Here is a 22,976-nt window from a genome sequence, read left to right on the forward strand (position 1 = left end):
AAGGATCGCCCTCGCCATGACACCGATTCGCCGAAGCGCCGCGCTGCTCACCCTTGGTCTATGCCTCCTGCCCTTTATAATCGCAGCCCCTGCCGAGGCCCGTCGGGAGGTCTGGACTAACGACCAAAAATCCAAGCTGCAGCAGGCCGATCGGCTGTTCCTCGAAACCATCGTCCTCACCTCGCAAGCGGACAGTGATCGCGCCGCCATTGAAGCCGTCTTGTCGCAGCGCTTGCGCAGCCTGGGCTACACGATCGTCGGCGATTCCTCGCAACCCATCGACCTCACCGTGAAGATAAAGTGCGAAGAACGCAAGACCTGGGAAGGACCGATTCGGTCCGGCGGCGACGCGGATCAACCGGATGCCGCGTCGCGATTGTGGAAAGGCCCGGCCTGCCAGTTTCTCTATCGGTTGAATCAACAATGGGCCGACTGGCGATACGAGGTCCGTACGGAGCGAGCCACCGACGGGGGCAAGCAGGCCGGAGCCAACCTCGCAGCCCGACTGCGTGAGGATGATTTTCCCTACCTGTTGGCGGCTGAATGGCAGCAGGCAGCACGCTTGCTCCCGGTGCTGCTGGACAGCAAGGCCGAACCCCCGCGACAAGCAGCCATCGCCACCCTGCTCGGAAACATGCCCGCCGTCGAAGCCATTCCTGCCTTGGGCAAGGCAGCCCAGAGTCCCCACGTGGAGGTATCACAGGCTGCGTTGATCGCGCTCGGCAATATCGGCCAGGAACAATGCATTCCGATGTTGTTGAACTCGCTGACCTCGACGGAGCCCAAGACCAGACTGGCCGCCATCAAAGGTTTGGGACGGCTCGCTCCGCTGTACCCGACCAGCGACATCGTGCCTGTCCTCCTAGCCCGATTGCCCCAGGAGCCGATCGTCGAGCAAATCGAGATCGTCCGCGCCCTTGGCCGTACCCCCGACCGGCGCATTCTCCCACCGCTGAAAGAATTGAACCGCGCGGTGCAGGAACAGGCCCGCTCGGACAGCGCCGCCGATCTCAAAGAATTACGCGCCGCGCTCGGCCAGGCGCTGGATCAATTCGACGGCACGCATACGGCGGAATAGGCGGAGGCATTACGTGCGGCGGGCGCGGAAACAGTCTCTGGTATGGTCGTCGACCATGCCGATCGCCTGCATGTAGGCATAAATGATCGTGCTGCCGACGAAACGGAAGCCCCGTTTTTTGAGGTCCTTCGAAAGCGCGTCGCTTTGGGGCGTGGTCACCGGCACTTCGCGCATTGTCTTCCAGCGGTTCACCTGAGGCCGCCCTCCAACGAACGTCCAGACATACCGGTCGAACGAACCGAACTCCCGTTGGATCACCAAGAATGCCTGGGCGTTCGTCACCGCGGCATCGATCTTCAACCGATTGCGGATGATGCCTGAGTCCTGGAGCAAGGCCGCCTGCTTCTTGGCGTCGAACCGGGCCACCTCAAGAGGATCGAATCCGGCGAAGGCTTGGCGGTAGCCGTCCCGACGCCGAAGAATCGTGTCCCACGTCAATCCCGCTTGCGCCCCTTCGAGCAGCAGCATCTCAAAGTGAGTGCGATCGTCATGGACCGGCCGTCCCCATTCCTCATCATGATAGCGGATCATGTGCGGCTTTTCGCCGGCCCAGGCACAACGCACCCGGTCGATTTTAACAGCCCGTTTGCTCATGACCGCCCGGCTGGTGCGTGGGTGCGTCCGGATCGCACCATGAGGGCAATGATGCCGGAGAGCAGGGCGCAGGCCGGCCCGATCACGAAGGCTCCGGTCATCGCGGCCTCTAGCGACTTGTCGTGGGTATTGGAGGAAAGCAGCTGGATGAGCAGCATTCCCCCGAAGAATCCAACCAGATAGCCAGTCACCGCTCCCAACAACACACGGCCCAGGGTCGCCATATCCCACTCCTCGCGGCGCGTAGCCCTTCGCACGCTACCCGCTCGGCCGACGACTGTCAATATAGAGCCGATCTTCTGGTCAGATCCCCCATATATGCCACCCTCGATGCCAGCCTGAGACCAATCGGCCTATGTATGGATGGCACTTTAGATTCGATCTGTACCAACCGACAAGAACTTCACAAGCTTCCATTTCCAGGTCGACCGACCACCGCTGCCACGAGGAGGCCCGTTCATGCCATCGGCTCAAGAACTCGTCGAATCCTGCGATTGTCTTGTCTCATTGCCGGAAATATATCTCCGCGTCCGCGAGGTCGTCGACAATCCGGATTCATCGATGAATGACCTTGCCAAGGTGTTGGCACTTGACCCCGCGATTACCGCCCGCATCCTGCAAGTGGTCAACAGCCCGCTCTACGGACTCCCGAAAAAAATCGGCACCTTGAGCCAGGCGGTGGGATTGCTCGGCATGCAACCGATTCAAGACATCGTATTCGCCACGTCGGTCGCCAAGGCCTTCCCTCGAATCGAGGCCTCTGTGATGGACGTGACGGCCTATTGGCGGAAAAGCGTGCGCTGCGGGCTGCTCGCCACCAGCCTCGGTAAACTCGCCCGCCTTGAGGATCCTGAAGGGCTTTTCGTGATCGGCCTATTGCGCGACGTCGGCCACTTGGTCATGTACCAGACCGTCCCGGCCCGGGCACAGTCGGCGCTGGTCGAAGCGGGCCACCTGAGCCAGTCGATCGCGGAAGTAGAACAATCGAACATCGGGTGCGATTACACGGAGGTCGGCGGCGAGTTGCTGAAGAAGTGGGGCATGCCCGCATCGATCGAATCCGCGATCCGCCATCAACTCACCCCATCGGAAGCCGGTGAGCACGAGGGCATCGCAGGCGTCATCGGGGTGAGCGGCGCGCTGTCGGATTATCTCGAAAACCTGCCGGCCGATAAGGAAGTAGATCAGGACGTCATCCAAGCCACGGTGGCGCCGATTCGCCTGACGCTGGGACAGGCGAGCGGAGCGATCGAGGCAGTGCATAGCCAGCTGCGCGACGTGCTCAACCTGATCTATCCCAAAGCCATGGCGATGGCGGCGTAGACCAGGCGTGAGACGGCAGACGAGAGAGGTGAAACGAAAGAGCCTCGAAAATCCTCCGTCTGCCGTCTCACGTCAGTTCACGTCTTCCCCACCGCAACGCCCGCCGCTCGGCCGGCCAAATAGCCGGTCGCCCAGGCCCACTGAAAATTGAACCCGCCGATACGCCCGTCGCAATCGAGAATCTCGCCGACCAGGTGCAGCCCCGGCACGACCTTCGATTCCATGGTGCGATAGTCGATTTCCTCCAACGGAATTCCGCCGGCCGTGACCTCGGCAAAATTCCATCCTCGGTCGCCCGTCACCGGGAGCCGGCAACGAGTCAACCAGGCAAGCAGCTGCTCCCGCGCCGGCCGAGGCACCTGGGCCGTGGCTTGCTGGAAATCGCACCCCGCCCGCCGCGCGATCGCTTCAGCCAATCCCTCCGGCAAGAGACAAGCCAATGTCTTGAGCAGCGATCGTTTGGGATGCGCCGCGGCCTCGGCCAAAAACCAGTCCCTCGCCTGCTCCAAATTCATACCGGGAAGAAAGTTGGCGGACACCTGAACCTGACGCCCCTCGCGATGGGCCTCGGTCCAGAGGCGGCTCGCATCCATCACGACCGGGCCGCTCACACCGAAATGGGTCCATAGGAGATTGCCGGTCCGCCGATCCGACACCTTTCCGCCGAGCATCGTCGTCAATTCCGTTTCCTGCGAGGAGCCGGACAGCAACCGGTGAAAGAACGTGCCCTCGAGCGTCAGCGCGACCAGCGCCGGCGAGATGGGAGTCACCTGATGGCCGAGTCTTCGCGCGAGATCATAACCGGCCCCGTCGCTGCCGCTGCGCGGGAGCGACCGTCCGCCGGTTGCCAGAATGACGCGCTTCGCAAGGAGCTCGCCATGCCTATGCCCGACGACGAACGAGGGCAGGTCGTCCATCTCGCTCTCACCGCTGCTCGAGGTTCGTGTCAGCGTCCGCACGCGATGATCCGGCCGCAATACGACGCCCACCTGGCGACAACGGCGCAGCAGCGCCTCGACAACCGTGCGGGCCTTGTTCGTGACGGGGAACAGTTTGCCTGTTTCCTCTTGCTTGAGTTCCACCCCAAGCGACGCGAACCACTCGACCGTCCGCGACACGGGAAATGATGCGAGCACGTTGCGCACCAAATGTCTGGTGCCGAAAAAATCGTCGGCCGAGACCGATGCATGCGTCACGTTGCAGCGGCCGCCGCCGGAGACGAGGATCTTAGCGCCGAAACTTTTGGCCCCGTCGAGTACGTGCACGGACGGGTGCCCAGGCTGTTCCGCCGCGAAGATGGCTGCAGCCAAACCGGCGGCGCCGCCCCCGATGATGCAGATTTCGGTTGTCAGTCCCGAATCAACCATGGTCCGGTCACGGTTCGAGGTCCGAGTCAGCCGTCGCGACCACGCGCGCGAGAAGACGCAGGCCCTCCGGCCAATCCCCCAAGTCGCTGTCGGCATTGATATGGCCGGCGGCGCCGATATCGAAAAATAGGCTGCCCCAAGCGCTTGCACAGCGACGGGCAAAGGTCGCGCTTCCCAAGGAATCGTTGCTGCTGGTGACCACCAAGCTGGGAAAAGGCAGGCGCATTGACGGGACCGGATGGAAACCATGCGCTTGATTTGGAAAGCTCGGAGAGCTGGGATCAGGCGGAGCCACCAGAAACGCAGCCTTCACGGGACAATCGGCTTGGGCAGCCCAATGCGCGACGGTCAGGCACCCGAGACTATGGGCGATCAGAACCGGCGGCGCCACACAGGCCCGGAGCGCCCGTTCGAGACCGCCGACCCAGTCCATCCGGTCCGGACGATCCCAGTCCCGCTGGCGTACCCGCCGCCACCAGGGATGCCGCCGCTCCCACCGCGTTTGCCAATGCCGAGCGCCGGAATTGCCGATCCCCGGCACGATCAGGGCGGGAAACACCAAATCCATGCTCACTGCACCGATTCCCCTGTCATCGATCACGCCCCCGCTTGCTCGTTGGCCCACGCAGCGGCTCCGGCGCCGGCAATCCGGCCGCTGGCAAAACAGGCATTCAGAAGATATCCGCCGGTCGGGGCCTCCCAATCCAACATCTCACCGGCGAAAAACAGACCAGGCTGCTTCCGGCACATGAGCCGTTCATCCAGCGCTTCGAACCGGACGCCGCCCGCCGTGCTGATCGCCTCCGCCAACGGCCTCGCCGCCGTGAGCGTCAGCGGTAAGGATTTAATCGCCGGGGCCAGCCGTTGGGGATCGTTGAAGACATCCTTCGGCAACAGTTCCCGCAAGAGTCCCGATTTGACACCTTCAATGTGGGCGCGACGTTTCAATTGCGTTGCAACGGTACGTTTGCCGCGCGGCTGCGCCAGGTCCGCGATAAGCCGCGGCAACTGCCGATCCGGCGCCAAGTCCAGCCGAAGCGTCGCCTTGCCGTGGGCGTCGATCACGTCACGAAGACAGGCCGCCACCGCATAGACCACGCCGCCTTCGATGCCCCGCTCGGTGATGACGAATTCACCCTGCCGCCTGAGCACCTCGCCGTCGACCCCTTTTGCCACAAGCCCGACGGTCTTCACCGGTTGGCCGGCGAACTTTGTGCGGAAGAACTCGCTCCAACCCACATCAAATCCGCAGTTGGCCGGCTTCAGCGGCGCAATCTCCACCCCACGGTCGCGTAGCAATGGCACCCACCCCCCGGTCGAACCGGTCTTGGGCCAACTAGCCCCGCCTAACGCCAGCACCATCGCCTCGGCCTGAACCAAACGAACCCCATCGGGAGTGACGAACCGCAACTGGTTGCCCTCCCATCCATCCCAGCGATGGCGCACCTGGACCGTGAGGCCGGATTGGCGCAGTCGCCGCAGCCATGCGCGCAAGAGCGGCGCAGCCTTCATGTCGACAGGGAAGATGCGGGACGACGAACCGACGAAGGTCTCGATCCCCAGCCCCGCGGCCCATGCGCGTACTTGCTCTGGCCCGAATGCCGTCAACAGCGGCTCCAACTGTCTGCGCCGGGATCCATAACGGGCCAGAAAGGCGTCCGTCGGTTCCGAATGGGTCAGATTCAATCCGCCCCTGCCGGCGAGCAGGAACTTCCGGCCGAGAGACGGCATCGCGTCGAACAATTCCACTGTGCCGCCGGCAGCCAAGGCCGACTCGGCAGCCATCAGCCCCGCCGGCCCCCCCCCGATAATCGCAATCCGCATCCGCCCCCCTCACCTTTCCGCGCGACTGTCGGCAGCCGCCGCAATCATCGCGCCCGGCAACATAACACAACCGAAGGCGGGAACCATCCCGGCAACCGTTGACAGGCTCTCCGTCCGCCCCTATGCTCCGTGACTATACGGAAAATCGATCGATGGTCCCAGCTTCCTCAGGCACCATACCGCCCAACAGCCCACCCGTCTCGAAATGGTTCGGCTTTTTCCCCAACTTTCGGAAGGACGTCCTCGGCTTCCTCGTCGACTGCCGCCGCTACGGCGACGTGGTGAAACTGCCTGTCGGTCTAGTGGGAGAGTGGCTGCTTCGCCGGCCCGATCCGGCCCTCTATGTCCTGTACCACCCCGACGATGTCAAACACGTGCTGGTCGGCAATCAACACAACTATGTGAAGGGTCCGGTTCCGCCGGTCGAACGCAGGATCTTCGGACAGGGACTTCTCCATCTCGAAGGCGCCGCGCACCATGCGCACCGGCGGCTGCTGTTGCCGTTTTTTCACGGCACCCATATCCACGCCTACGCCGAGGCGATCGTGACGCAAACCGCCCGTGTCGTCGAACGGTGGCAGGAGGGACAGCAGGTCGACGTCGGACAGGCTATGAGTCGTCTGACACTCTCGATCATCTGGCCGGTGCTCTTCGGACAAGAATTGGGAGAGGAAGCGGAGCGAGTCGCCGCCTCCATCGAGGTGGGCCATCGCCTGATCAACAAACAGTATCACTCCATCTTTGCACAGCTTACTCCGCTGTGGATTCCGACGAGACTGCATCGGCGGTTTGGCCGTTTCCATGACGCGCTGGAGGGACTCATCCGGCAGCGAATCAGGGAACGGCGCGCCGATCCCCGTGAACAACAGGACGTCCTCTCGCTCCTCTGCCGCGCCCGGGACGAACAGGGACATCCCCTCACCGAAAACGCCGTTCGCGACGAGTTGGTCACGCTGATGCTGGCGGGACATGAGACCACAGCCAACGCCTTGACCTGGACCTGGATCCTCTTGTCCCGGTCGCCGGAAATCCGCGCGAAACTGGATGCAGAACTGAACACGGTGCTGCAGGGCCGCGCTCCCTCGACGGCCGACCTCCCGCATTTGGTCTATACGAAGATGCTGTGGGACGAATCGCTCCGTCTCTACCCCCCAGCCTGGTCGCTCCATACGAGGGTGAGTGCGGCAGAGGATCCGCTGCCATCCGGTGTGCGGCTGCCGGCCGGGGCCTACGTGCTGATCAGCCCCTGGAGCATTCACCGTGACCCGCGTTGGTTCCCCGATCCTGAACGGTTCGACCCCGAGCGGTTTGCGCCCCAGACGGATCAAGTCAGGCCGGCGTTCAGTTATCTGCCGTTCGGCGGAGGCGGGCGTCGTTGCATGGGAGAAGCGTTTGCCGAACTCGAGGGAATCTTGGTGCTGGCGACGCTGGCGTCGCGGACAAGCTTACAACTTCCGGACCGCGCCTCGACCGAACCGGACGCCTTGATGACCCTGCGCCCCAAGCATCCCGTCGTGATGACCGTCACGCCCCTGACGAGCCGGGTGGCTGCTTCTTCCGAGCCTTCTCGCCGGTAGGAGGTCTCTTCGGACGATTCAACAGTTGCGCAAGGACGGCAGCCTGGTTGAATCGTTCGTCCCGCGCGCCGTACAGGAGCGTGACCGGCCCCTGTTCAACCTGCCGGCGCAAGTCGGCAACGAGCGATCGTTTCAGCCGTAGCTCTGCCCGGTAGCGAACGCAAAACTCCTTCCATTTGGCCGGGTCATGGTTGAACCAGACGCGCAGGTCGGTGGACGGCGCAATATCCCGCAGCCACACATCCACGTTCGCACGAGATTTGGAAAGTCCGCGCGGCCACAAACGGTCGACCAGCACGCGGATCCCGTCGCCGCGTGACGGCGATTCATAGATCCGTTTGATGACTACGGCGTGGCGGGCCATTACAACCCAATCGATTCGATCCGTCGGAGTTCGTCTTCGGAGAGGGAAAAGCGGTCACAGTGCAAGTCTGCCGTCATATGCTGCGGATTGCCGGTTCCGGTGAGCGGCACCATGCCGATCTGCATGGCGAATCGGAACACGATCTGCGCGAGTCCGGTCCCGTATTTTTCCGCCATCGCCCGCACATCCGGCTCCACGAACACTTCACGGTTGGCAGTGAGCAGCGAAAACCCTTGGTAGGTGATGCCTTGTTCGCGACAATAGCGCCGAACGTCCTGATCCCAGCCGAACGCCGCGTAACAGCGATTCTGCACGACCATGGGTTTGTGCCTGGCCTGTTCGCACAGCGCAATCAGCTGTTCGAGCGACACGTTGCTCACCCCGATCTGCTTGGTCCGACCGGACTCATACAGGGCCTCGATCGCGCCCCAGACCTCCCAATCTTCTTCCCCAAGCCCCCGCCGATAGTGGGGCCCGTGGAGCACGTAGGAATCCAGATAGTCGGTGTGCAAATGGGCGAGGGAACTCTCGAACGACTGTGCGACCTGCGCCGCCAGGGGAGCCTGCGAATCGTAGGGTAGCCGGGAATCCTGGCCGCTCATGGAGGTAAACTTGGTCTGCAGAAACAACTGCGCCCGTTCGATTCCTCGACCGGCCGCAATGCGCAGTGCCTCCCCGACCCGCGCCTCATCGTAATGGATCAACTGGTTGGCGGTGTCGATCGCGCGAAAGCCGGCCTCCAACGCCGCCAGCACCAGGTCCGTCGTCGCTTCTTTTTTCCATGCCGTACCGTAGATGAACGAAGGCGTGGCGGTCTTGTGTTCGCTTTCAGGCATCGCGCTTCCCTCCTGAATGCCGTACCATACACAGAACCAGCTATCAGTCTCAATGTTCCTTCGGGGGAATGAACCTGGTAGAGTGTGCGCCCGAAAGTACGAAAGGATCTCGCGCGTGACCGATCAGGATGGGTTGAAGGAAGCGGAACTGCGGCTGAGCGCCCGATACGCGAAGGAACACCCGTGGGTCGTGCAGGCCATCACCGGATTTCTGTCCGCCTATTTCATGGAACACCCGGGGTTCCGAGTCAGGCGCCATTTCGACGAACCGGACTCCGGCATGCACGTTTGGCAGTGCGAATACCCCGCGTCGATGACCGTCCCGCGCCTGCTCAAGCGCTTGCAGGCCGACATTCCTCCTTGCCGCATCGTGACCAGCGAGGGAACGCCCCAGGGATATCTGCTCGACAGCCCCGCAGCCGGGTGAACAGCCCCGACTATTACTGCAATTCTTCCCAGCTGTTTTGCTGAGCCCGCAACACCAGCCGCCGTCGGCTGGTCGTGAGGACGATTACGTCCGTTTCCCCGTCCATGGCAGAAACCGTTTCATCGCCCGACAAGTCTTTCGCGAAGAATCCCCCGGCAAAAGCGGAAAACCCCAGCACCCGCTCGTTTGTGACCACGGCAATCAAGTGGCCGGCTCCCTTCGTCGCCTTGACGGTCTCGTTGGGGCCGAGTCGCTCTTCCACCCACCGGCCCAACGTCGCGCGGAAGGCATGGAGCCGCTGATTCGTCCGTATGAGACTGAACGTGCCGTGAACTCGACGGTCCAGCACCTGCTCGCTGATGTCGAGCGATTGCTCGTTCCAGGTCATGGTTTCGGAGGAAAAGGCCAACAGCCTGCTCGAACTGACGACGATTCCGTTCATGCCCCTCGCGGTCGCGCTCAGGACGGTTTCGCCCACGCCCAGACTGATTTCCCTGGTTCCGCTGGTCGGGGTAATGGCGGACACTTTTCCGTTCTGCACCGAGAGCACCACCTCGATGATGCGGCCCGACGCCGGCGAGACGATCAACGCGCACAATGCCGCGGCGCTCACCGCCAACGCATAGCCCCAGAAGGATCTGTCCGTCAGCTTTCGCCGAATCATGCCGCCTCCCTTCTCTCGATGTCCCGTGAACAACAGAAGGCGGCCTCGCGCGAGCGTCGCCCCATCGGCCGAGCCAAAGCCCCGCAGCCGGGTCGGATGTGGATGGGCCAGTATGAAATGGAGCGCGCCCTCGGCAAGCGTTCCTGCCGGTCGGCGCGTCGGGGTGCTAGAGGCCGGCGACCAGCCGTGCCGTCGGGACTTGTTCGTTGAAACCGAACGTGAGCGGCATGGCCGCCTTGGCAGGATCGTAATAGGTGCCGAAGAGCCGATCCCAACTGGTGAACAAGGCTCCCAGATTCGCCTTGTGATGGAGCGGATCGGCGCTGTGATGGATACTGTGGTACCGCGGGGTCACAATGAGCCATTCGAGTTTCGACGAATTCCAGCTCACGTTCATGTGCATCCAATTGTTGCGAATGACGTGCTCCACCATGATGACCTGGAACGCCCACCCGGAGGCACTCTTGAGCAGGGGCAGCGCCAGGACGTAGGTGCAGTTGAAAAGGATCACGTGCGGCAGCGTAGCGCGAATCCCGGCCAGCCAATACATGTAGGACGGCGAATGGTGCCAGCGGTGCACGGACCACAGTGCAGGGGTATGCATCAGCCGATGCACCCAGTACAGACCGAAATCCTCCACCACATAAAACAGGATAAGCTTGAAGAGCGTGGGCATCTCCACGAGGGCGGCCGGAGCATATTGTGGAACGGGAAGCCGGTCGGTGATCCGAATGGCGACGAGAAAAAACAGGTTGTAGGTGCCGAGCGCGAGCAGATCTCGCCAAAAGACGGAGCGATAGGGCACGTCGCGCGCCGGATAGAGCCACTCCGCCGAAAAGAAGAGCAGACCGACGGCCCAATAGAGCAGGTAGGGATAGAGCGTCTCCACCGTGCGACTCTAGTACGGAAGACACAGGGCACCAAGCAAGTGGCGATTTCACGGCTGACCCGCCGGCGACCCGCCGGCGTCGAGCCCCTGTCGCTTTTTCAGAAGGATCGTGGCACCGTCGTCTCGACCCGGTTCATAGAAAGCCCGCTCCCACGAGCCGTAGGTCGGGTTTGGAATGACGATCCATTCCCGCCCCCATCGCGACTCGGCGGCCCGGCCACGCTCCAGACGAGCCGCGACCGTGAGGTCTTTCACGCTGAAAAAATCCCCGAGATCATCCCCGACCAACAGCGCCACGTGATACTTCGCCGCGATATCCTGCCGCCGACATTCCTTGTCCGTCGAGCGGTCGCCTCCGGCACATTCCCCGGGAAGCCTGACCCGATCCTCCGAGTCCTCGATCGGGAATTGCCGGCTGATCAAATTCTTCCGCACCGCCTCCTCGTCGAACCGATTGGTGACATAGAACACGGCAACCTGGTGGGAGGAAGCCCACTGCGCGAACGCCCCCGCTCCCTGGATCGCCTTCGCTTCGGCCCGCCGCTCCCACTCCTTCCAAGTAGCGACATCGAACTCGCGGCGATCCGCCAGGATGTTCGCCACCTCCGCGGGACTGTTGTCGAGCAGGGTCTCATCGACATCCACGATGACGGCCAAAGGTTTGGCGGCGTACGCAGCCTGAGTCTCGACGGCGCTCGGCCAGCCAGCCGGATCCGCCAAGGCCTGCGCCAGATTTTGCGTGGCCGTCCGGTAAGCTTGCAGGGTCGAAGCCCGATACTCAGCCGATTGCTGCATCCACAGGACGCTATGGAGCTTTTCATGCGGCTGCACGCCTCCGCATCCCCAGAACAACAACAAGGGAAGCAACCAGCCGGCCGGCCGCAACCAGGTACGGAATGTTCTGCTCATACTTCCGGTCATGGATCGATCCAAGGCGACATCATCACGGATACAGCCGGTTGATCTCCTCGATGATGCGATCGGTCAAGTCCAGTTCGGGCGCCACATGCCAGGTAATCATCATGACTTCGGGCCGTCCCTTCACGAGCACCATGGTGAACCCCTGCTGCTCGGCCATGCCCTTCGCCAGCGAGGCGACCTTGTTGTGCAACGTGGCCAACACTCGCTTGCGTTTTTGGAGGAGTTCCGATTGCACGGTTTTCGCGTTCTGCCGCAACCGCTGCTCGCCGGCCTCCCGCTCTTCGGGGCTGATCCGCCCCTCTTGGAGTTGCTGATCGAGCTGCTGCCGAGATGCAGCCATCTTCAGGTTGAACTCGTCGGCTTCAGCGCGCAGCCCGGCCAGCAAGCGCGCGCCGGCCTGCGTCCGTTCCGCGACGGCAAGCAGATCGACCACGGCCACTTTGGCGTCTTCCACGGCCCCGGACCTTTGCGGGACGACGGTCGCTCGACCACCGCAGCCGCCGATCAGGACGGCCGACAGCAGGATCACGCTCAAAGACATGATGCAGGAGGTTCCGAACACCGTGAGTTCGATGCTCCCCGTGTGAAGTGGTGAGGATGGCGTGGGACGGTCCCGGCCTACCCCATATCCCGCAGCACATGATCGGGATTGCGGTTGCGGGCAAACGCCTTCATGCGCAGATCGCTAAAGAGCACGACGACGCGGTCGCGCTGGTCCTTCACCACCATCGAGTCCGACGGCGGCTTGAACGTCGTGGGGTCCCCCTCCAGCCAGGCGCTGCAGGTAAACGAGAGCACGTCCATCGCGGTTTCGACCTTGTACTCGGTCCGGAGCCGGTACTGCAGCACGTCGAACTGAAGCCGTCCGACCGCCGCCACCATCGACTCGGTTTCGTTGAGGCTCCGCAGGATCTGGACGGTACCCTCCTGCGCCATCTGCAGCATGCCCTTGTCGAAGGTCTTGCGTTTACCGACGTCGGTGGGACGGATGCGCGCGAAGATCTCAGGCTGAAACTGCGGGAGCGGCTTGAAGTTGAACCCGCCGGTGACCGAGATCGTATCGCCGATCGCGAACTGGCCGGGATTGATGATCCCGATGATGTCGCCCGGATAGGCTTCTTCCACCGTGGTGCGGTCCTGCGCCACGAGACTGTGGGGCCTCGAGAGCCGCACCTCCTTGCCGAGCCGGTGATGCTTCACCACCATGTCGCGCTCGAACCGTCCCGAGCAGACGCGCAGGAAGGCGGTGCTGTCGCGATGCTTGGGATTCATGTTCGCCTGCAGTTTGAACACATAGGCGCTGAACGGCGTTTCGATCGGATCGACCGAGACCTCGCTGCCGTCGTCGCGATCGGCCAACCGCGGACCGGGACTGGGAGCGAGCGACACGAAGGCATCCAAGAAATTCTCGATACCGAAATTCGTCAGGGCCGACGCAAAAAACACCGGGGTCACGTCGCCCTTCAGGAACTCGTGGCGGTCGAACGGGTTCCCGGCGATCTCGAGCAATTCCAAATCGTGCCGGACCTGATCGAGAATCTCGGGGTGCACGCGAACGCTCCGGACGAATTCCTCGAACGGCACCGTATCCACGCCGACTTTCGTGGCTCCGCCGTGGGCGGTGCGGCTGAACAGATGCACGAGACTATCCGCGCGATTGACGATGCCGGCAAAATCCTGTCCCGACCCGATCGGCCAATTCACCGCGCTCGCATGGATGTTCAGGGCCTGCTCCACCTCGGTCATCAAATCGAGCGGGGGACGTCCCGGCAGGTCCATCTTGTTGACCAGCGTCAACACCGGAATCCGGCGCAGGCGGCACACGGCAAACAGCTTGAGGGTCTGGGCTTCGACGCCCTTGGCCGCGTCGATCACCATGATCGCGCTGTCCGCGGCGGTCAATGTCCGGTAGGTGTCTTCGGAAAAGTCTTGGTGTCCGGGCGTATCGAGCAGGTTTACCACGGCGTCTTTATAGGGAAATTGCATCGCGGAGGCGGTAATGGAAATGCCGCGCTCCTGCTCCATCCCCATCCAGTCAGACGACGTGGCCTTGCCGCCCTTGCGGCCTCGTACCATGCCGGCCGTCCGGATCATGCCGGAATAGAGCAGCAGCTTTTCCGTCAACGTCGTCTTACCCGCGTCGGGGTGGCTGATGATGGCGAACGTGCGGCGCTTCGCCGTGGCTGTGGCCAATTCCGTCTGCGAAAGCGAAGTATCGGTGGGCATATCCGCGCACCATACCATAGAGAGCCGGTCGCTGTGCAGATGCCCGTCAGGGATTTGCGGCAGGGGGCGGCGGCGCGGGGCGTTTCGCTCGGCGACGATCGAGCCACCAGGCAAGCAACGGCAACAGCAGAAAGGACCCCGGTGCAATCAGGGCCAGGAAATAGGGACCGATCGAAGTGAGCCGACGGAGATGGCGGACCAGTTCCGCCCGCTCTTCGGACGCCCAGGGCGCGCCGTTTCGCTGCTTCATCAGCAGCGGCATGAGCCCCTGGCAGGAGAGAATTTCCGCTCGGATTCGGTCCCGCTCGCGATGGAACGGCTCGTGCCACCGCCGCCACCGTTCGCCGAACACGATCAGCCTTCCCGCATCGGCATGATCACGAGGCCGCCGAGCCTCGATAGCCTTGCGGGTTCATGCTCTGCCAGCGCCAGGTATCGGCACACATGGCATCGAGTTCGCGCTCCGCCCGCCAGTGCAATCGCGCGGCGGCCCGAGCCGGGTCGGCGTAACACGAGGCCACATCACCGGGACGACGATCGGCAATGCGATACGGTACGGACTTGCCGCTGGCCTTCTCGAACGCCTTCACGATGTCCAGCACGCTGTAGCCCTTGCCTGTGCCGAGGTTCACCGTCAGGCAGGTATCAGGCTCCCGCAACGTCCCGAGCGCATCGAGCGCCTTCAGATGGCCCAAGGCCAGGTCGACCACATGGATGAAGTCGCGTACGCCGGTCCCATCCGGTGTCGGATAGTCGCCGCCCCACACGTTCAACCGTTCCAGCCGCCCGACCGCGACCTGCGCCACGAAGGGCAACAGATTGTTCGGGACGCCCTGCGGGTCCTCGCCGATCAACCCGCTGGCATGAGCGCCGACCGGATTGAAGTAGCGGAGGATCGCCAATCGCCACGACTGGTCGCTGCCGTGCAGGTCGCGCAAAATCTCTTCAATCATCAGCTTGGTCCGGCCATAGGGATTGGTGGCAGACAGCGGGTGCTCTTCCGTCAGCGGCAGGCGCTGCGGTTCGCCGTAGACCGTGGCGGACGAGCTGAACACGAGCGTCTTCACGCCGCACTCGCGCATTGCCTCCAGCAGCCGCAGCGTGCCGACGACGTTGTTATCGTAATAGGCCAGGGGTTGTTGAACCGATTCCCCGACCGCCTTCAGCCCCGCGAAGTGAATGACGGCGGTCGCGCGACTTTCGCGCAAGGCTGCGACCAGCGCCTCTCGCCGGCGGATATCGCCGCGAATCAGCCGGACCTTCATGCCGGTAATCCGCTCAACCCGGGCCAGGGCTTCGGGATGGCTGTTGGAAAAATTGTCGAATACCGTGACCGCATGTCCTGCCTGGAGCAATTCCACGCAGGTGTGCGACCCGATATAGCCGGCTCCGCCTGTCACCAAAATCATGCAGTGCTACCTCACGGTCATGATTGCCATGCGGGTCCGTCCCCGCCCTTCCACAACCTGAGCCTAGCGGGCAAGAGCCCGCCGGTCAAGAATCGGCGCGCTTCCCGCCTTCGCCGGCCTATCAACCGCCAGGAACCCGGCTAGGACTTGACCCGCGTGAGCGTGTTGCTGTCTCGATGGTGGAACAGTTCTTTTCGGCCCGGCATGCGGAGTTGCGTATCTTCCTCATACCGCATCCGCTCGCGGTCGAGCAGCGTAACCGTCAATTCATAACGTTCCGTCTTAAATTCCCGATCCAAGAACTTATTCGAACAGATGCCGTACGTCGGCGAGCCCACGTCCGCCGCCAGCGAGAACGAAGTGGCTGTCGGTTCGGCTGTCCCTCCCGCAAGGATCGTCACGCCGCGCGGCACCATGAAACAGCGCAGCACCTGCTTGTCCGCCGGATCCCAGAGCCAATAGCCCAATTCCTCATGGAACGGCTGGTCTTCCCCGACACGCCAGGCGGTCGTCGCATACCGCAACCCATAGAGCACCTGTTCGTGATTCCGCACCGGCCCGAACGGATCGAACGTCATGCGTTCCCGAAACTTGTTCTCTTCCGTCCCGCGACCATCCGACGGGGCGATGTCCTCTCCCTTGGTTCCTTCCCACACCCCGGCCAAGGCCGCCAAAGGCCCCAACTGCGCCACCACATCCTGACTCATCGGTTCTCTCCTCCATCAGTAACGTCCGGTACCTTCCCCGGCTCCTTGCCGGGTCGATGCGCCCACTTGTGCCACAGGCCGCCGGTCAATACAAGCGGGCGAGACCCGCGGCGCGCCTGCCGGCAGTTGCGCCTATTGACTGACTCTCGAACCGCGACTATTCTGAAACCTATATCGTCTTATTACCGTTCAATCGCAAGCGCCACGAGCCGGCCGGCCTCGCGTCGCAAAGGAGTCGTCATGACGGGACCATCGGGACCGCGTGTCAGCGAGTATATGCACCGCCAATTGGAGACCCTATCTGAGGAAACCACCGCCGCCGTCGCGGCCGCCCGCATGCGGGACCAACGGATCGGCTCGCTGCTGGTCGAGTCGCTCAATCGCCCGCAACGCGATTGCCGGATCACCGGCATCGTGACCGAAACCGACCTCATCGTGAAGGTCATGGCGAAGGGACTCGACGCCTCGACGACCACGCTCGGACAGATCATGAGCAGCCCGCTCCTCACCATCGCGGCGGATCGGCCCATGCTCGATAGCGGCCATCTGATGGACCAGCGTCACGTGCGCCACCTGGCGGTCACCGAAGGGAACGACATCGTCGGCATCGTCTCGGTGCGGGACCTCGTTCGGCACTTCATGCAGGCCGACAGCGGCCCCGTGCAGGCACTCAACGACGTGTACCGCCCCTTGAGCATCCTCATGCGCACGGACATCGCGACGATCGATACGCGCGATTCGCTGGCCTCGGCCATCGAGGTGATGGCGGCGCGCAAAATCGGTTCCGTGTTCGTGCGCGAAGCGGGCGAGTTGGTCGGCATTCTGACCGAGACCGACATCGTGCGCCGGGCCATGGCGGAAAAGAACGATCCGAAGACCGTCACGGTCGGTTCCCTGCTGACCTATCCCCTGCTCGATATCGACGTGAACCGTTCCATCCGCGACGCCTGCGAAGTCATGACCAAACAGCAGGTGCGGCACCTGGCCGTGACGGATAAGCAAAAGATCGTCGGCGTCATTTCGATTCGCGATCTGGTCAAGATGGCCGCCGCGCGCGACCGACCGGAATTTTTGCGGCGAAGCTAAGGGGCCCGGAACAAGCGACTGGGGTGCTGACACTCTCGCTGCCTCGATGGTGCAGCCATGGCACGATCGGCCGGCCGATTCGCTCGTCTATCGATTCTCTCGCTGATCCTCTGTGGGCCGACGCTCGCGGGGCCGACCGATGCCGGAGTCCCCGAGCAGAAGCCGCAGCTCGGGGCACAGGCAGAAGCGGGGCGAAACATCTTCAACGGGGTCGGGCGCTGCTCCACTTGCCATGGCCTGGACGCAGTCCACGACCAGCTTCCCTCCGATCTTTCTCCGAACCTGCGCAAAACCGTCGCGGCGATGAATCCCCCGCCTTCCGACCTTCGGAACCGGTCAAGGCTCACGCTCGCCACCGATAAGCAGCGCTTCGACGTGATCCGGCACGGCAGGCTCCGCACCGCCATGCACCCGATTTCCGAGGCGGCCCTGTCCGACGAACAGATCCTGTCGCTCCTGGCCTACCTCGCCGCGCTCCGGCAGAATGGAACACACGAGGCGCCGACCAAGCCGGCCAGTGCGCCCGCCGGCGACATCGCATCCGGACAGCGCCTGTTCCACGAACTCGGCGGCTGCTACATCTGCCATGGGCTGGAAGGAAACCCTGCGAATCGACCGAAGCTCTCCGACAAACTGCGCCAGGAACTCGCGCGACTGCAGCCGCCCCCCACCGACCTGCGCAATCTCGATCAGCTCAAGACCAGCGACGACCTGGAGCGATTCCGCAGCATCAAGTACGGCCACCCCGGCACGGCCATGTTCCCGAAGAAACTCTTGCGGGACGAGGACATCTGGGACCTGATCGCGTACATCGATACGTTGCCCAACGCCAAACGCTGAGGCACAGGAACGATGGGCACGGTCGTCTTACAGGGCAGGAGCTTTTCTCGGCGGGACGGTGGAGGTCCGGACGTGCTCGGGGCGAAACCCCAGGCCGATCAGCCTTGCGGGAATACGCTGAAGCCACGGGAACCGGGCCAGCAGCGTGAGCGCCAACGGCGGCACCAGCGGCGCCTGGTCATCGAGCACCCGTTTGATCACCCGATCCTGAACCGCAAGCTGCATCCGTTGAGTCATCCGCGTGGGCCAGCTCCGGCGTTGCTGCACAAGACGCAACTCATCCGGCGAGAGACGATCTTCCCTGAGTGAATCCGACAAGAGATTGGCCGTCGCCACCGCATCTTGAATCGCCAGGTTGATGCCGACCCCGCCGACGGGCGACATGGCATGGGCGGCATCGCCGATACAGAGCAGCCCCGCGCGCGACCATTCGCGCAGCCGATCGACCTGCACCGTGAGCAACTTGATCGGCTCCCACTCCCGGAGCTCTCCCACTCGGTCGTAGAGATACGGCGCCAACCGGACGACATCCGCGCGAAACGCCTCCATGCCCTTGGCTTCCAACTGCGCCCTGGTGCCTTTGGGGATAACGAAGCCGCATTGCCAATAGTCGCCCCGATTCAGCAGGATAAAAATGCGCCCCCGATCGAAACGGCCCACGGGATCGACGGGATCACCGGTCTTCCGCGAGAGCCTGAACCAGAGCACGTCCATCGGCGCGCCGAATTCCTCTACTGAAAGCCCGGCTTTACTGCGCACGATCGAATGCCGGCCGTCGGCCCCCACGACCAGATCCGCCCAAACCACCAGCGAGCCTTCCGCAGTCATCGCGCGCAGACCCGCCACCCGTTCTCCATCGATGATCAGATCCGTCACCTCGGCCTGCATCTTCAAGGCAAAGGTCGGATACCCCGCCGCCTCCCTCGCCAGGAACGACAGAAAATCCCACTGGGGAATAAAGGCGATGTAGCGGCATTGCGTGGAGAGGGTGGAGAAGTCCGCCACCGTCAGGGCAAGATCGCCGAACCGGCCGGTGATGCGCGGAACCTTCTGATGCGGCAGGGCCAGAAATTTCTCGAGCAGCCCGAGCTCGTGCAGGATTTCGAGCGTGGAGGGGTGAATCGTGTCGCCGCGAAAGTCGCGCAGGAAATCGGCGTGCTTTTCCAGCACCAACACGTTGACGCCCGCCCTCGCCAACAACAGGCCGAGCATCATCCCGGCCGGTCCGCCGCCCGCGATGCAACATTGCACCCTCAGCTTGTTCGACATGGCCTTGCCGGCTCCTCCTGACCGTGAGCCTACCCGCCCATCGCATCCTGTACAAGGCCCCTTGATCGTAACATGAGGGCCCCTGTACCCTAAGCCGCCGATCCGGAGAGCCCCCGACATTGCCTTCCGGACATCGACACTTACCCGAGGAGGTCGTCCATGGCCTCATGTCTGCGTCTTGCGCTCCTGCTGTTGGCGCTGATCTGCGCCGCCCGGCCTTCACCGGTCTCAGCAACCCTCGCTCCGAAAACTGCTCCCATCTATGTGGAAGGGTTGGATGCGCTCGCCGACGGCCGCTGGCCCGAGGCGGTGGGAGCCTTTTCACGCGCATTGGAGCAGACAGGGGACGATCCCGATATCGTGCTGGCCCGCGGAGTGGCCGAAACGCTGGCCGAAGATTTTCCCCGGGCATTGAAGGACTTGGAGCGCGCCAAACGCCTCGGCTCTCGCGGACGCGAACCGGAGCTCTGGACCTACGTCACCGAGGCCATGAGCGGCATCATTGCCGTGCCGGACCATGCGCTGGGGGGCGGTCCGAGAGGAGTGCCGTCCGGTCGCCCCGCAGTGGTGAGCATCCCCGGCCACATTGCCCAAGGCCAGGACGACTACTCGACCGAGTATGGCTCCTTCATCATCTACCGCCTCGGCATGGAGTATCAGAAACATCGGCTGCCGGCGGACTACGGAGGCTCAGGGCATCCCGAAGGAACGAAAAGTCCGCAGATGCGGCAAGCCATGCGTGAAGCGGGCCGGCTGTTCGCCGAACGGCAATACCGCCGCCCCGAACTGAGCTCGATCAACGTCGCGCGCGCGAAGAAATCGGAAGGAACCGTCGCGGCAACGGGCAATCTCTCCCATATCGAGCGCGCCCTGGCGGCCAACCCCGGCGATCCCGACGCGCATCTCCAGGCAGCCAAGGCCTGGCTCGAGGCAGGCCGCCCCGCCAGCGCGAGGAAAGCATTCACGATCGCGCTCACGTTCAAGAGCGACCTGGCCGACGCCTACTTGGGGCGCGCCACCGCCGCGGCGAGACTGGGCGACGAGTCCAGGATGGAAGCGGACCTGGCCGTATACAAGAAGGGCGGCTGGCTTTCCACCAGATCCTCACGCTCGGCGGTGGAAGACGAGCTGCGCAACTACAAGGCGAAAGGCTCGAGCGAGGCGCTCCTGCGGGAACTGCACGAGCAGGCGCAAGCGGGAAAACCGCTGGAGGTCTTGATTGAAACTGCGTCCCGCCTGCACCGCGTCGCGGGCGAGCAGCGGCGCCGTTATGACGAGCTCTACCAAGACCGCATTCGCGAGTTGGAAGACGCAGTCCGCGACAATCCCAAGCACCCGGACCGGCTGGTCGAGCTGGCCGGCTATCTCGTCTCCGAGTCGGACAATCGCGGCGAAAAGGTCGAACCTCGCCGGGAAATCCAGCCCTACCGGTTTCAGACTTCGCGCGAGCAGGAATTGCAACGGGCCATTCAACTCGCGGATCGAGCCTTGTCCCTCAACGCCAAACACGTCGGCGCGATGATGCAGAAAGCCGTGGCCCTGACCGCGCTGAAGCAATACAACCAGGCCGATACCTTGGCCGACCAAGCCTTGAACCTGGCCGGGAACAACGCCGACGCATTGCGGCTCTATGCGAAGTTTCGAGCCATGCGCGCGAACCAGATGTCGAGCGAGGCCTGGGGGCTGAGGCAAGAACGGTGCAGCAGTTCGTCGCACGAGGAAACCCGCAGCGACGGCGTCTATCGCGTCACCTCCACCACCTGTTACCCGCCGTCGCAAGCAGACCTGCAACGGGCCTCGCAACTGGAAGCGACCGCAACCGAACTGCGGCGGCGCGCCAGGTCTGCACTGGAAAAGGCCGCGGCGGTCACGAAGGGCACGGTCGACGGCGACATGATCCTGGCCGACTTGGCGCTGTGGGACGGCAAGCCGGCCGAGGCGCAGGCCTATCTCGAACAGGCGGTCAAACGCGATCCGAAGTCTCTCGAAGCGCAGGATCGACTGGTCCAACATTACGCGCAGACCGGGCAGATGGAGAAGGCCGAGGAACAGCGAGTGATCGCCGCGAACCTGGTCCAGACCACCGCGGCACCGCTGCTTCGGCTGGCGTGGAACCGAACCGAGAAGACCGCCTGGCAGGGCGCCAAGAACTACCTCGCACGAGCGGGCGCGATCGACCCGGTGGATGCGCGCATCCCGGCTTATCTGGGAGTAGTCCATGAAGGCGACGACAAACCGAGCGACGCGGGGGCACAGTATCGGGTTGCACTTGCGCTGGAAGAGGCGCGCCTCAAGTTGGATGATCTGTCCGGTCAGAAGGGCGCCGACCCTGGCCGGGACGCCATGGAATTCGGTGCGGCCATCCAAGCGCGATTGCACCTTGCCAGGCTGACGGCAGCAGCCGGCAATCAGGCAGACGCGCTGGCCCACTATCAAGCGATCCTCGGCTACGAACGGCGTCTGGGCCGCGGCTTCGAGTCACGCCAAATGTTCACCGCGCTCTGGCCCGACCAGCAACCAGAGGGAGGAGCCCTGGTGCCGGTCCCCAAGAATGCGGCGACCTTGATTGCCGAGGCTCATCTGCAGAGCGGAAAACTCCTGGCCGCGACGGGCAAACGGGAAGAAGCCATCGAACATCTCCGTAGCGCCGCCATGGCCGGACCGCTCAAGATGGCCGGCATGCCCAAGATCGGCAACGCCAAGGGCGATACGAATTACAGCGGCCTCGCCGGAGCCCCGGCGCAAGAAGCTCAAATTCTCCTGGCGAAAGAATTGATTGCGAAAGGCGATGTCGAAGGGGCGCGGGCCATGTTGTATGAGGCAGGCAACGGGGTGCCGGACCACCTGCGCAAGGAAATCAACGCGATCAACCAGGCGATGACTCGACTGCCTTCCACGCCGACCCCGGATCCCTATGCCAATCCGAAGGAAGAGCAGGACTATCTGGGACAGCTCCGTCAACAGCAAGAGGCGCACGCCCGCAGGCAAATGGAACGGAATGCAGAGCGGCAGGCACAGCGCGAACGGGATCTGGCTCGCCACACCCTGATGCGGCTTCCTCCGCTGGCGACCGTCGTGCCGAGCCTAGTGGGCCGATGGGAAATGGCTCCGGACAATCCATCCGCGTCGAAACGCACGCTCACGATCGGCCGCGACTCCACGTACAGCTTGGTCACGAATCCGGATGGCGCCACGATCCGGGGCACGGCCTACCTGCAAGGCAATCCACGTGGACGCCGCAACAGGGAAGAGCCCTCGCAGGGCCAGATCATGCTGTACGACGAGGCATCGGGGCAGATCGGCTCGATGGTCTACGAACTCAACGACGACGGCACCCTGCTCCTCACCGGCGCCAGCGGAACGAAGTATGTCACGCGGAGAATGCAGTGACTGTCAGTGCCGAGGGAAAAATAACGGTACCTCGCACTGTTTCCTCTGTGTGGGCTGATTATCGGAAACGATACACGTTGTATCATCAGAGATAACCCGTCACCTTGTAACTTCCCGCAATTACCTGATTCTTCCACGCGAACATTCGCCACGTTACATCGCCGACACAAAATAACCTACGCTTG

The 22,976-nt window shown here is 63.1% G+C and carries 23 protein-coding genes; 7 read left to right on the forward strand and 16 right to left on the reverse strand.

What is annotated here, in order from left to right:
• Positions 1–16 precede the first annotated feature (16 nt).
• Positions 17–1,078: a HEAT repeat domain-containing protein gene (locus KF814_06510; GenBank protein ID MBX3235784.1), complete on the forward strand. Its 1,062-nt coding sequence runs from the start codon at positions 17–19 to the stop codon at positions 1,076–1,078.
• A gap of 9 nt (positions 1,079–1,087) precedes the next feature.
• Here the strand turns inward: KF814_06510 and KF814_06515 are convergent, their stop codons facing one another.
• Together KF814_06515 and KF814_06520 are read right to left on the reverse strand one after the other, a co-directional pair.
• Positions 1,088–1,672 (reverse strand): DNA-3-methyladenine glycosylase I, encoded by a 585-nt coding sequence (locus tag KF814_06515; protein ID MBX3235785.1) that lies wholly within the window; start codon positions 1,670–1,672, stop codon positions 1,088–1,090.
• Positions 1,669–1,896: a hypothetical protein gene (locus tag KF814_06520; protein MBX3235786.1), complete on the reverse strand. Its 228-nt coding sequence runs from the start codon at positions 1,894–1,896 to the stop codon at positions 1,669–1,671. The genes KF814_06515 and KF814_06520 overlap by 4 nt, the downstream gene beginning before the upstream one ends.
• A 235-nt stretch (positions 1,897–2,131) precedes the next feature.
• Here KF814_06520 and KF814_06525 point away from each other — a divergent pair, with 235 nt between their 5' ends.
• Positions 2,132–2,995 (forward strand): HDOD domain-containing protein, encoded by an 864-nt coding sequence (locus KF814_06525; GenBank protein ID MBX3235787.1) that lies wholly within the window; start codon positions 2,132–2,134, stop codon positions 2,993–2,995.
• 77 nt (positions 2,996–3,072) lie between these two features.
• On the opposite strand, the gene KF814_06530 is transcribed toward KF814_06525, so the two are convergent.
• From KF814_06530 to KF814_06540, 3 genes are read right to left on the reverse strand one after another with little or no spacing between them, the layout of a single operon-like run.
• Positions 3,073–4,362, reverse strand: coding sequence for an NAD(P)/FAD-dependent oxidoreductase (locus tag KF814_06530; GenBank protein MBX3235788.1), 1,290 nt, complete (start codon positions 4,360–4,362; stop codon positions 3,073–3,075).
• 7 nt (positions 4,363–4,369) lie between these two features.
• Positions 4,370–4,930 (reverse strand): alpha/beta hydrolase, encoded by a 561-nt coding sequence (locus tag KF814_06535; GenBank protein MBX3235789.1) that lies wholly within the window; start codon positions 4,928–4,930, stop codon positions 4,370–4,372.
• Positions 4,931–4,959: 29 nt separating this feature from the next.
• Entirely contained in the window at positions 4,960–6,186 is a 1,227-nt protein-coding gene (locus KF814_06540) for a TIGR03862 family flavoprotein (GenBank protein MBX3235790.1), read from the reverse strand.
• Positions 6,187–6,338: 152 nt separating this feature from the next.
• Here KF814_06540 and KF814_06545 point away from each other — a divergent pair, with 152 nt between their 5' ends.
• A complete protein-coding gene (locus KF814_06545; protein ID MBX3235791.1) occupies positions 6,339–7,763 on the forward strand; it encodes a cytochrome P450 in 1,425 nt (474 codons plus the stop codon).
• On the opposite strand, the gene KF814_06550 is transcribed toward KF814_06545, so the two are convergent.
• Positions 7,711–8,127, reverse strand: coding sequence for a DUF488 domain-containing protein (locus KF814_06550; GenBank protein ID MBX3235792.1), 417 nt, complete (start codon positions 8,125–8,127; stop codon positions 7,711–7,713). The two genes, KF814_06545 and KF814_06550, sit on opposite strands and share 53 nt — an antisense overlap.
• Complete coding sequence (locus tag KF814_06555) at positions 8,127–8,963, reverse strand: aldo/keto reductase (GenBank protein ID MBX3235793.1); 837 nt, start codon at positions 8,961–8,963, stop codon at positions 8,127–8,129. The genes KF814_06550 and KF814_06555 overlap by 1 nt, the downstream gene beginning before the upstream one ends.
• Before the next feature lie 115 nt (positions 8,964–9,078).
• On the opposite strand from KF814_06555, the gene KF814_06560 reads away from it, so the two are divergent.
• Positions 9,079–9,390, forward strand: coding sequence for a hypothetical protein (locus KF814_06560; GenBank protein MBX3235794.1), 312 nt, complete (start codon positions 9,079–9,081; stop codon positions 9,388–9,390).
• Between the two features lie 13 nt (positions 9,391–9,403).
• Here the strand turns inward: KF814_06560 and KF814_06565 are convergent, their stop codons facing one another.
• The 8 genes from KF814_06565 to KF814_06600 all read right to left on the reverse strand — a co-directional run bounded on the left by KF814_06565 (position 9,404) and on the right by KF814_06600 (position 16,206).
• Positions 9,404–10,054, reverse strand: coding sequence for a hypothetical protein (locus KF814_06565; protein ID MBX3235795.1), 651 nt, complete (start codon positions 10,052–10,054; stop codon positions 9,404–9,406).
• Between the two features lie 166 nt (positions 10,055–10,220).
• On the reverse strand, positions 10,221–10,943 hold the full coding sequence (locus tag KF814_06570; protein ID MBX3235796.1) for a sterol desaturase family protein: 723 nt from the start codon (positions 10,941–10,943) through the stop codon (positions 10,221–10,223).
• Between the two features lie 48 nt (positions 10,944–10,991).
• Positions 10,992–11,852 carry a hypothetical protein gene (locus tag KF814_06575; GenBank protein ID MBX3235797.1) on the reverse strand — a complete coding sequence of 287 codons (861 nt, stop codon included), beginning with the start codon at positions 11,850–11,852 and terminating at the stop codon, positions 10,992–10,994.
• 34 nt (positions 11,853–11,886) lie between these two features.
• Positions 11,887–12,405, reverse strand: a complete 519-nt coding sequence (locus KF814_06580; GenBank protein MBX3235798.1) for an OmpH family outer membrane protein — start codon at positions 12,403–12,405, stop codon at positions 11,887–11,889.
• Positions 12,406–12,482: 77 nt separating this feature from the next.
• Complete coding sequence (locus KF814_06585) at positions 12,483–14,090, reverse strand: peptide chain release factor 3 (GenBank protein MBX3235799.1); 1,608 nt, start codon at positions 14,088–14,090, stop codon at positions 12,483–12,485.
• A 46-nt stretch (positions 14,091–14,136) separates the two neighbouring features.
• On the reverse strand, positions 14,137–14,442 hold the full coding sequence (locus tag KF814_06590) for a hypothetical protein (GenBank protein MBX3235800.1): 306 nt from the start codon (positions 14,440–14,442) through the stop codon (positions 14,137–14,139).
• 25 nt (positions 14,443–14,467) lie between these two features.
• On the reverse strand, positions 14,468–15,499 hold the full coding sequence (galE, locus tag KF814_06595; protein ID MBX3235801.1) for a UDP-glucose 4-epimerase GalE: 1,032 nt from the start codon (positions 15,497–15,499) through the stop codon (positions 14,468–14,470).
• 140 nt (positions 15,500–15,639) lie between these two features.
• Positions 15,640–16,206 carry an FABP family protein gene (locus KF814_06600; protein ID MBX3235802.1) on the reverse strand — a complete coding sequence of 189 codons (567 nt, stop codon included), beginning with the start codon at positions 16,204–16,206 and terminating at the stop codon, positions 15,640–15,642.
• A 240-nt stretch (positions 16,207–16,446) separates the two neighbouring features.
• On the opposite strand from KF814_06600, the gene KF814_06605 reads away from it, so the two are divergent.
• Both KF814_06605 and KF814_06610 read left to right on the forward strand, forming a co-directional pair.
• Positions 16,447–17,292 carry a CBS domain-containing protein gene (locus KF814_06605; GenBank protein ID MBX3235803.1) on the forward strand — a complete coding sequence of 282 codons (846 nt, stop codon included), beginning with the start codon at positions 16,447–16,449 and terminating at the stop codon, positions 17,290–17,292.
• Positions 17,293–17,349: 57 nt separating this feature from the next.
• On the forward strand, positions 17,350–18,132 hold the full coding sequence (locus KF814_06610) for a cytochrome c (GenBank protein MBX3235804.1): 783 nt from the start codon (positions 17,350–17,352) through the stop codon (positions 18,130–18,132).
• Positions 18,133–18,159: 27 nt separating this feature from the next.
• On the opposite strand, the gene KF814_06615 is transcribed toward KF814_06610, so the two are convergent.
• Entirely contained in the window at positions 18,160–19,401 is a 1,242-nt protein-coding gene (locus tag KF814_06615) for an FAD-dependent oxidoreductase (GenBank protein ID MBX3235805.1), read from the reverse strand.
• 159 nt (positions 19,402–19,560) lie between these two features.
• Between KF814_06615 and KF814_06620 the strand changes: the two genes are divergently transcribed.
• Entirely contained in the window at positions 19,561–22,791 is a 3,231-nt protein-coding gene (locus KF814_06620; GenBank protein ID MBX3235806.1) for a tetratricopeptide repeat protein, read from the forward strand.
• The last annotated feature ends 185 nt before the right edge of the window (positions 22,792–22,976 follow it).

The sequence above is a fragment of the Nitrospiraceae bacterium genome, from assembly GCA_019637075.1.
Lineage (GTDB): Bacteria > Nitrospirota > Nitrospiria > Nitrospirales > Nitrospiraceae > JAHBWI01.

Excerpts from the sequence above, each read along its gene's own strand:
- galE (MBX3235801.1), bottom strand. The coding sequence starts at position 15,499 with ATGATTTTGGTGACAGGCGGAGCCGGCTATATCGGGTCGCACACCTGC.
- KF814_06525 (MBX3235787.1), top strand. The coding sequence starts at position 2,132 with ATGCCATCGGCTCAAGAACTCGTCGAATCCTGCGATTGTCTTGTCTCA.
- KF814_06615 (MBX3235805.1), bottom strand. The coding sequence starts at position 19,401 with ATGTCGAACAAGCTGAGGGTGCAATGTTGCATCGCGGGCGGCGGACCG.
- KF814_06585 (MBX3235799.1), bottom strand. The coding sequence starts at position 14,090 with ATGCCCACCGATACTTCGCTTTCGCAGACGGAATTGGCCACAGCCACG.
- KF814_06565 (MBX3235795.1), bottom strand. The coding sequence starts at position 10,054 with ATGATTCGGCGAAAGCTGACGGACAGATCCTTCTGGGGCTATGCGTTG.
- KF814_06600 (MBX3235802.1), bottom strand. The coding sequence starts at position 16,206 with ATGAGTCAGGATGTGGTGGCGCAGTTGGGGCCTTTGGCGGCCTTGGCC.
- KF814_06510 (MBX3235784.1), top strand. The coding sequence starts at position 17 with ATGACACCGATTCGCCGAAGCGCCGCGCTGCTCACCCTTGGTCTATGC.
- KF814_06575 (MBX3235797.1), bottom strand. The coding sequence starts at position 11,852 with ATGAGCAGAACATTCCGTACCTGGTTGCGGCCGGCCGGCTGGTTGCTT.
- KF814_06605 (MBX3235803.1), top strand. The coding sequence starts at position 16,447 with ATGACGGGACCATCGGGACCGCGTGTCAGCGAGTATATGCACCGCCAA.
- KF814_06520 (MBX3235786.1), bottom strand. The coding sequence starts at position 1,896 with ATGGCGACCCTGGGCCGTGTGTTGTTGGGAGCGGTGACTGGCTATCTG.
- KF814_06555 (MBX3235793.1), bottom strand. The coding sequence starts at position 8,963 with ATGCCTGAAAGCGAACACAAGACCGCCACGCCTTCGTTCATCTACGGT.
- KF814_06620 (MBX3235806.1), top strand. The coding sequence starts at position 19,561 with ATGGCCTCATGTCTGCGTCTTGCGCTCCTGCTGTTGGCGCTGATCTGC.
- KF814_06545 (MBX3235791.1), top strand. The coding sequence starts at position 6,339 with ATGGTCCCAGCTTCCTCAGGCACCATACCGCCCAACAGCCCACCCGTC.
- KF814_06515 (MBX3235785.1), bottom strand. The coding sequence starts at position 1,672 with ATGAGCAAACGGGCTGTTAAAATCGACCGGGTGCGTTGTGCCTGGGCC.
- KF814_06540 (MBX3235790.1), bottom strand. The coding sequence starts at position 6,186 with ATGCGGATTGCGATTATCGGGGGGGGGCCGGCGGGGCTGATGGCTGCC.
- KF814_06610 (MBX3235804.1), top strand. The coding sequence starts at position 17,350 with ATGGCACGATCGGCCGGCCGATTCGCTCGTCTATCGATTCTCTCGCTG.
- KF814_06550 (MBX3235792.1), bottom strand. The coding sequence starts at position 8,127 with ATGGCCCGCCACGCCGTAGTCATCAAACGGATCTATGAATCGCCGTCA.
- KF814_06580 (MBX3235798.1), bottom strand. The coding sequence starts at position 12,405 with ATGTCTTTGAGCGTGATCCTGCTGTCGGCCGTCCTGATCGGCGGCTGC.
- KF814_06535 (MBX3235789.1), bottom strand. The coding sequence starts at position 4,930 with ATGGATTTGGTGTTTCCCGCCCTGATCGTGCCGGGGATCGGCAATTCC.
- KF814_06530 (MBX3235788.1), bottom strand. The coding sequence starts at position 4,362 with ATGGTTGATTCGGGACTGACAACCGAAATCTGCATCATCGGGGGCGGC.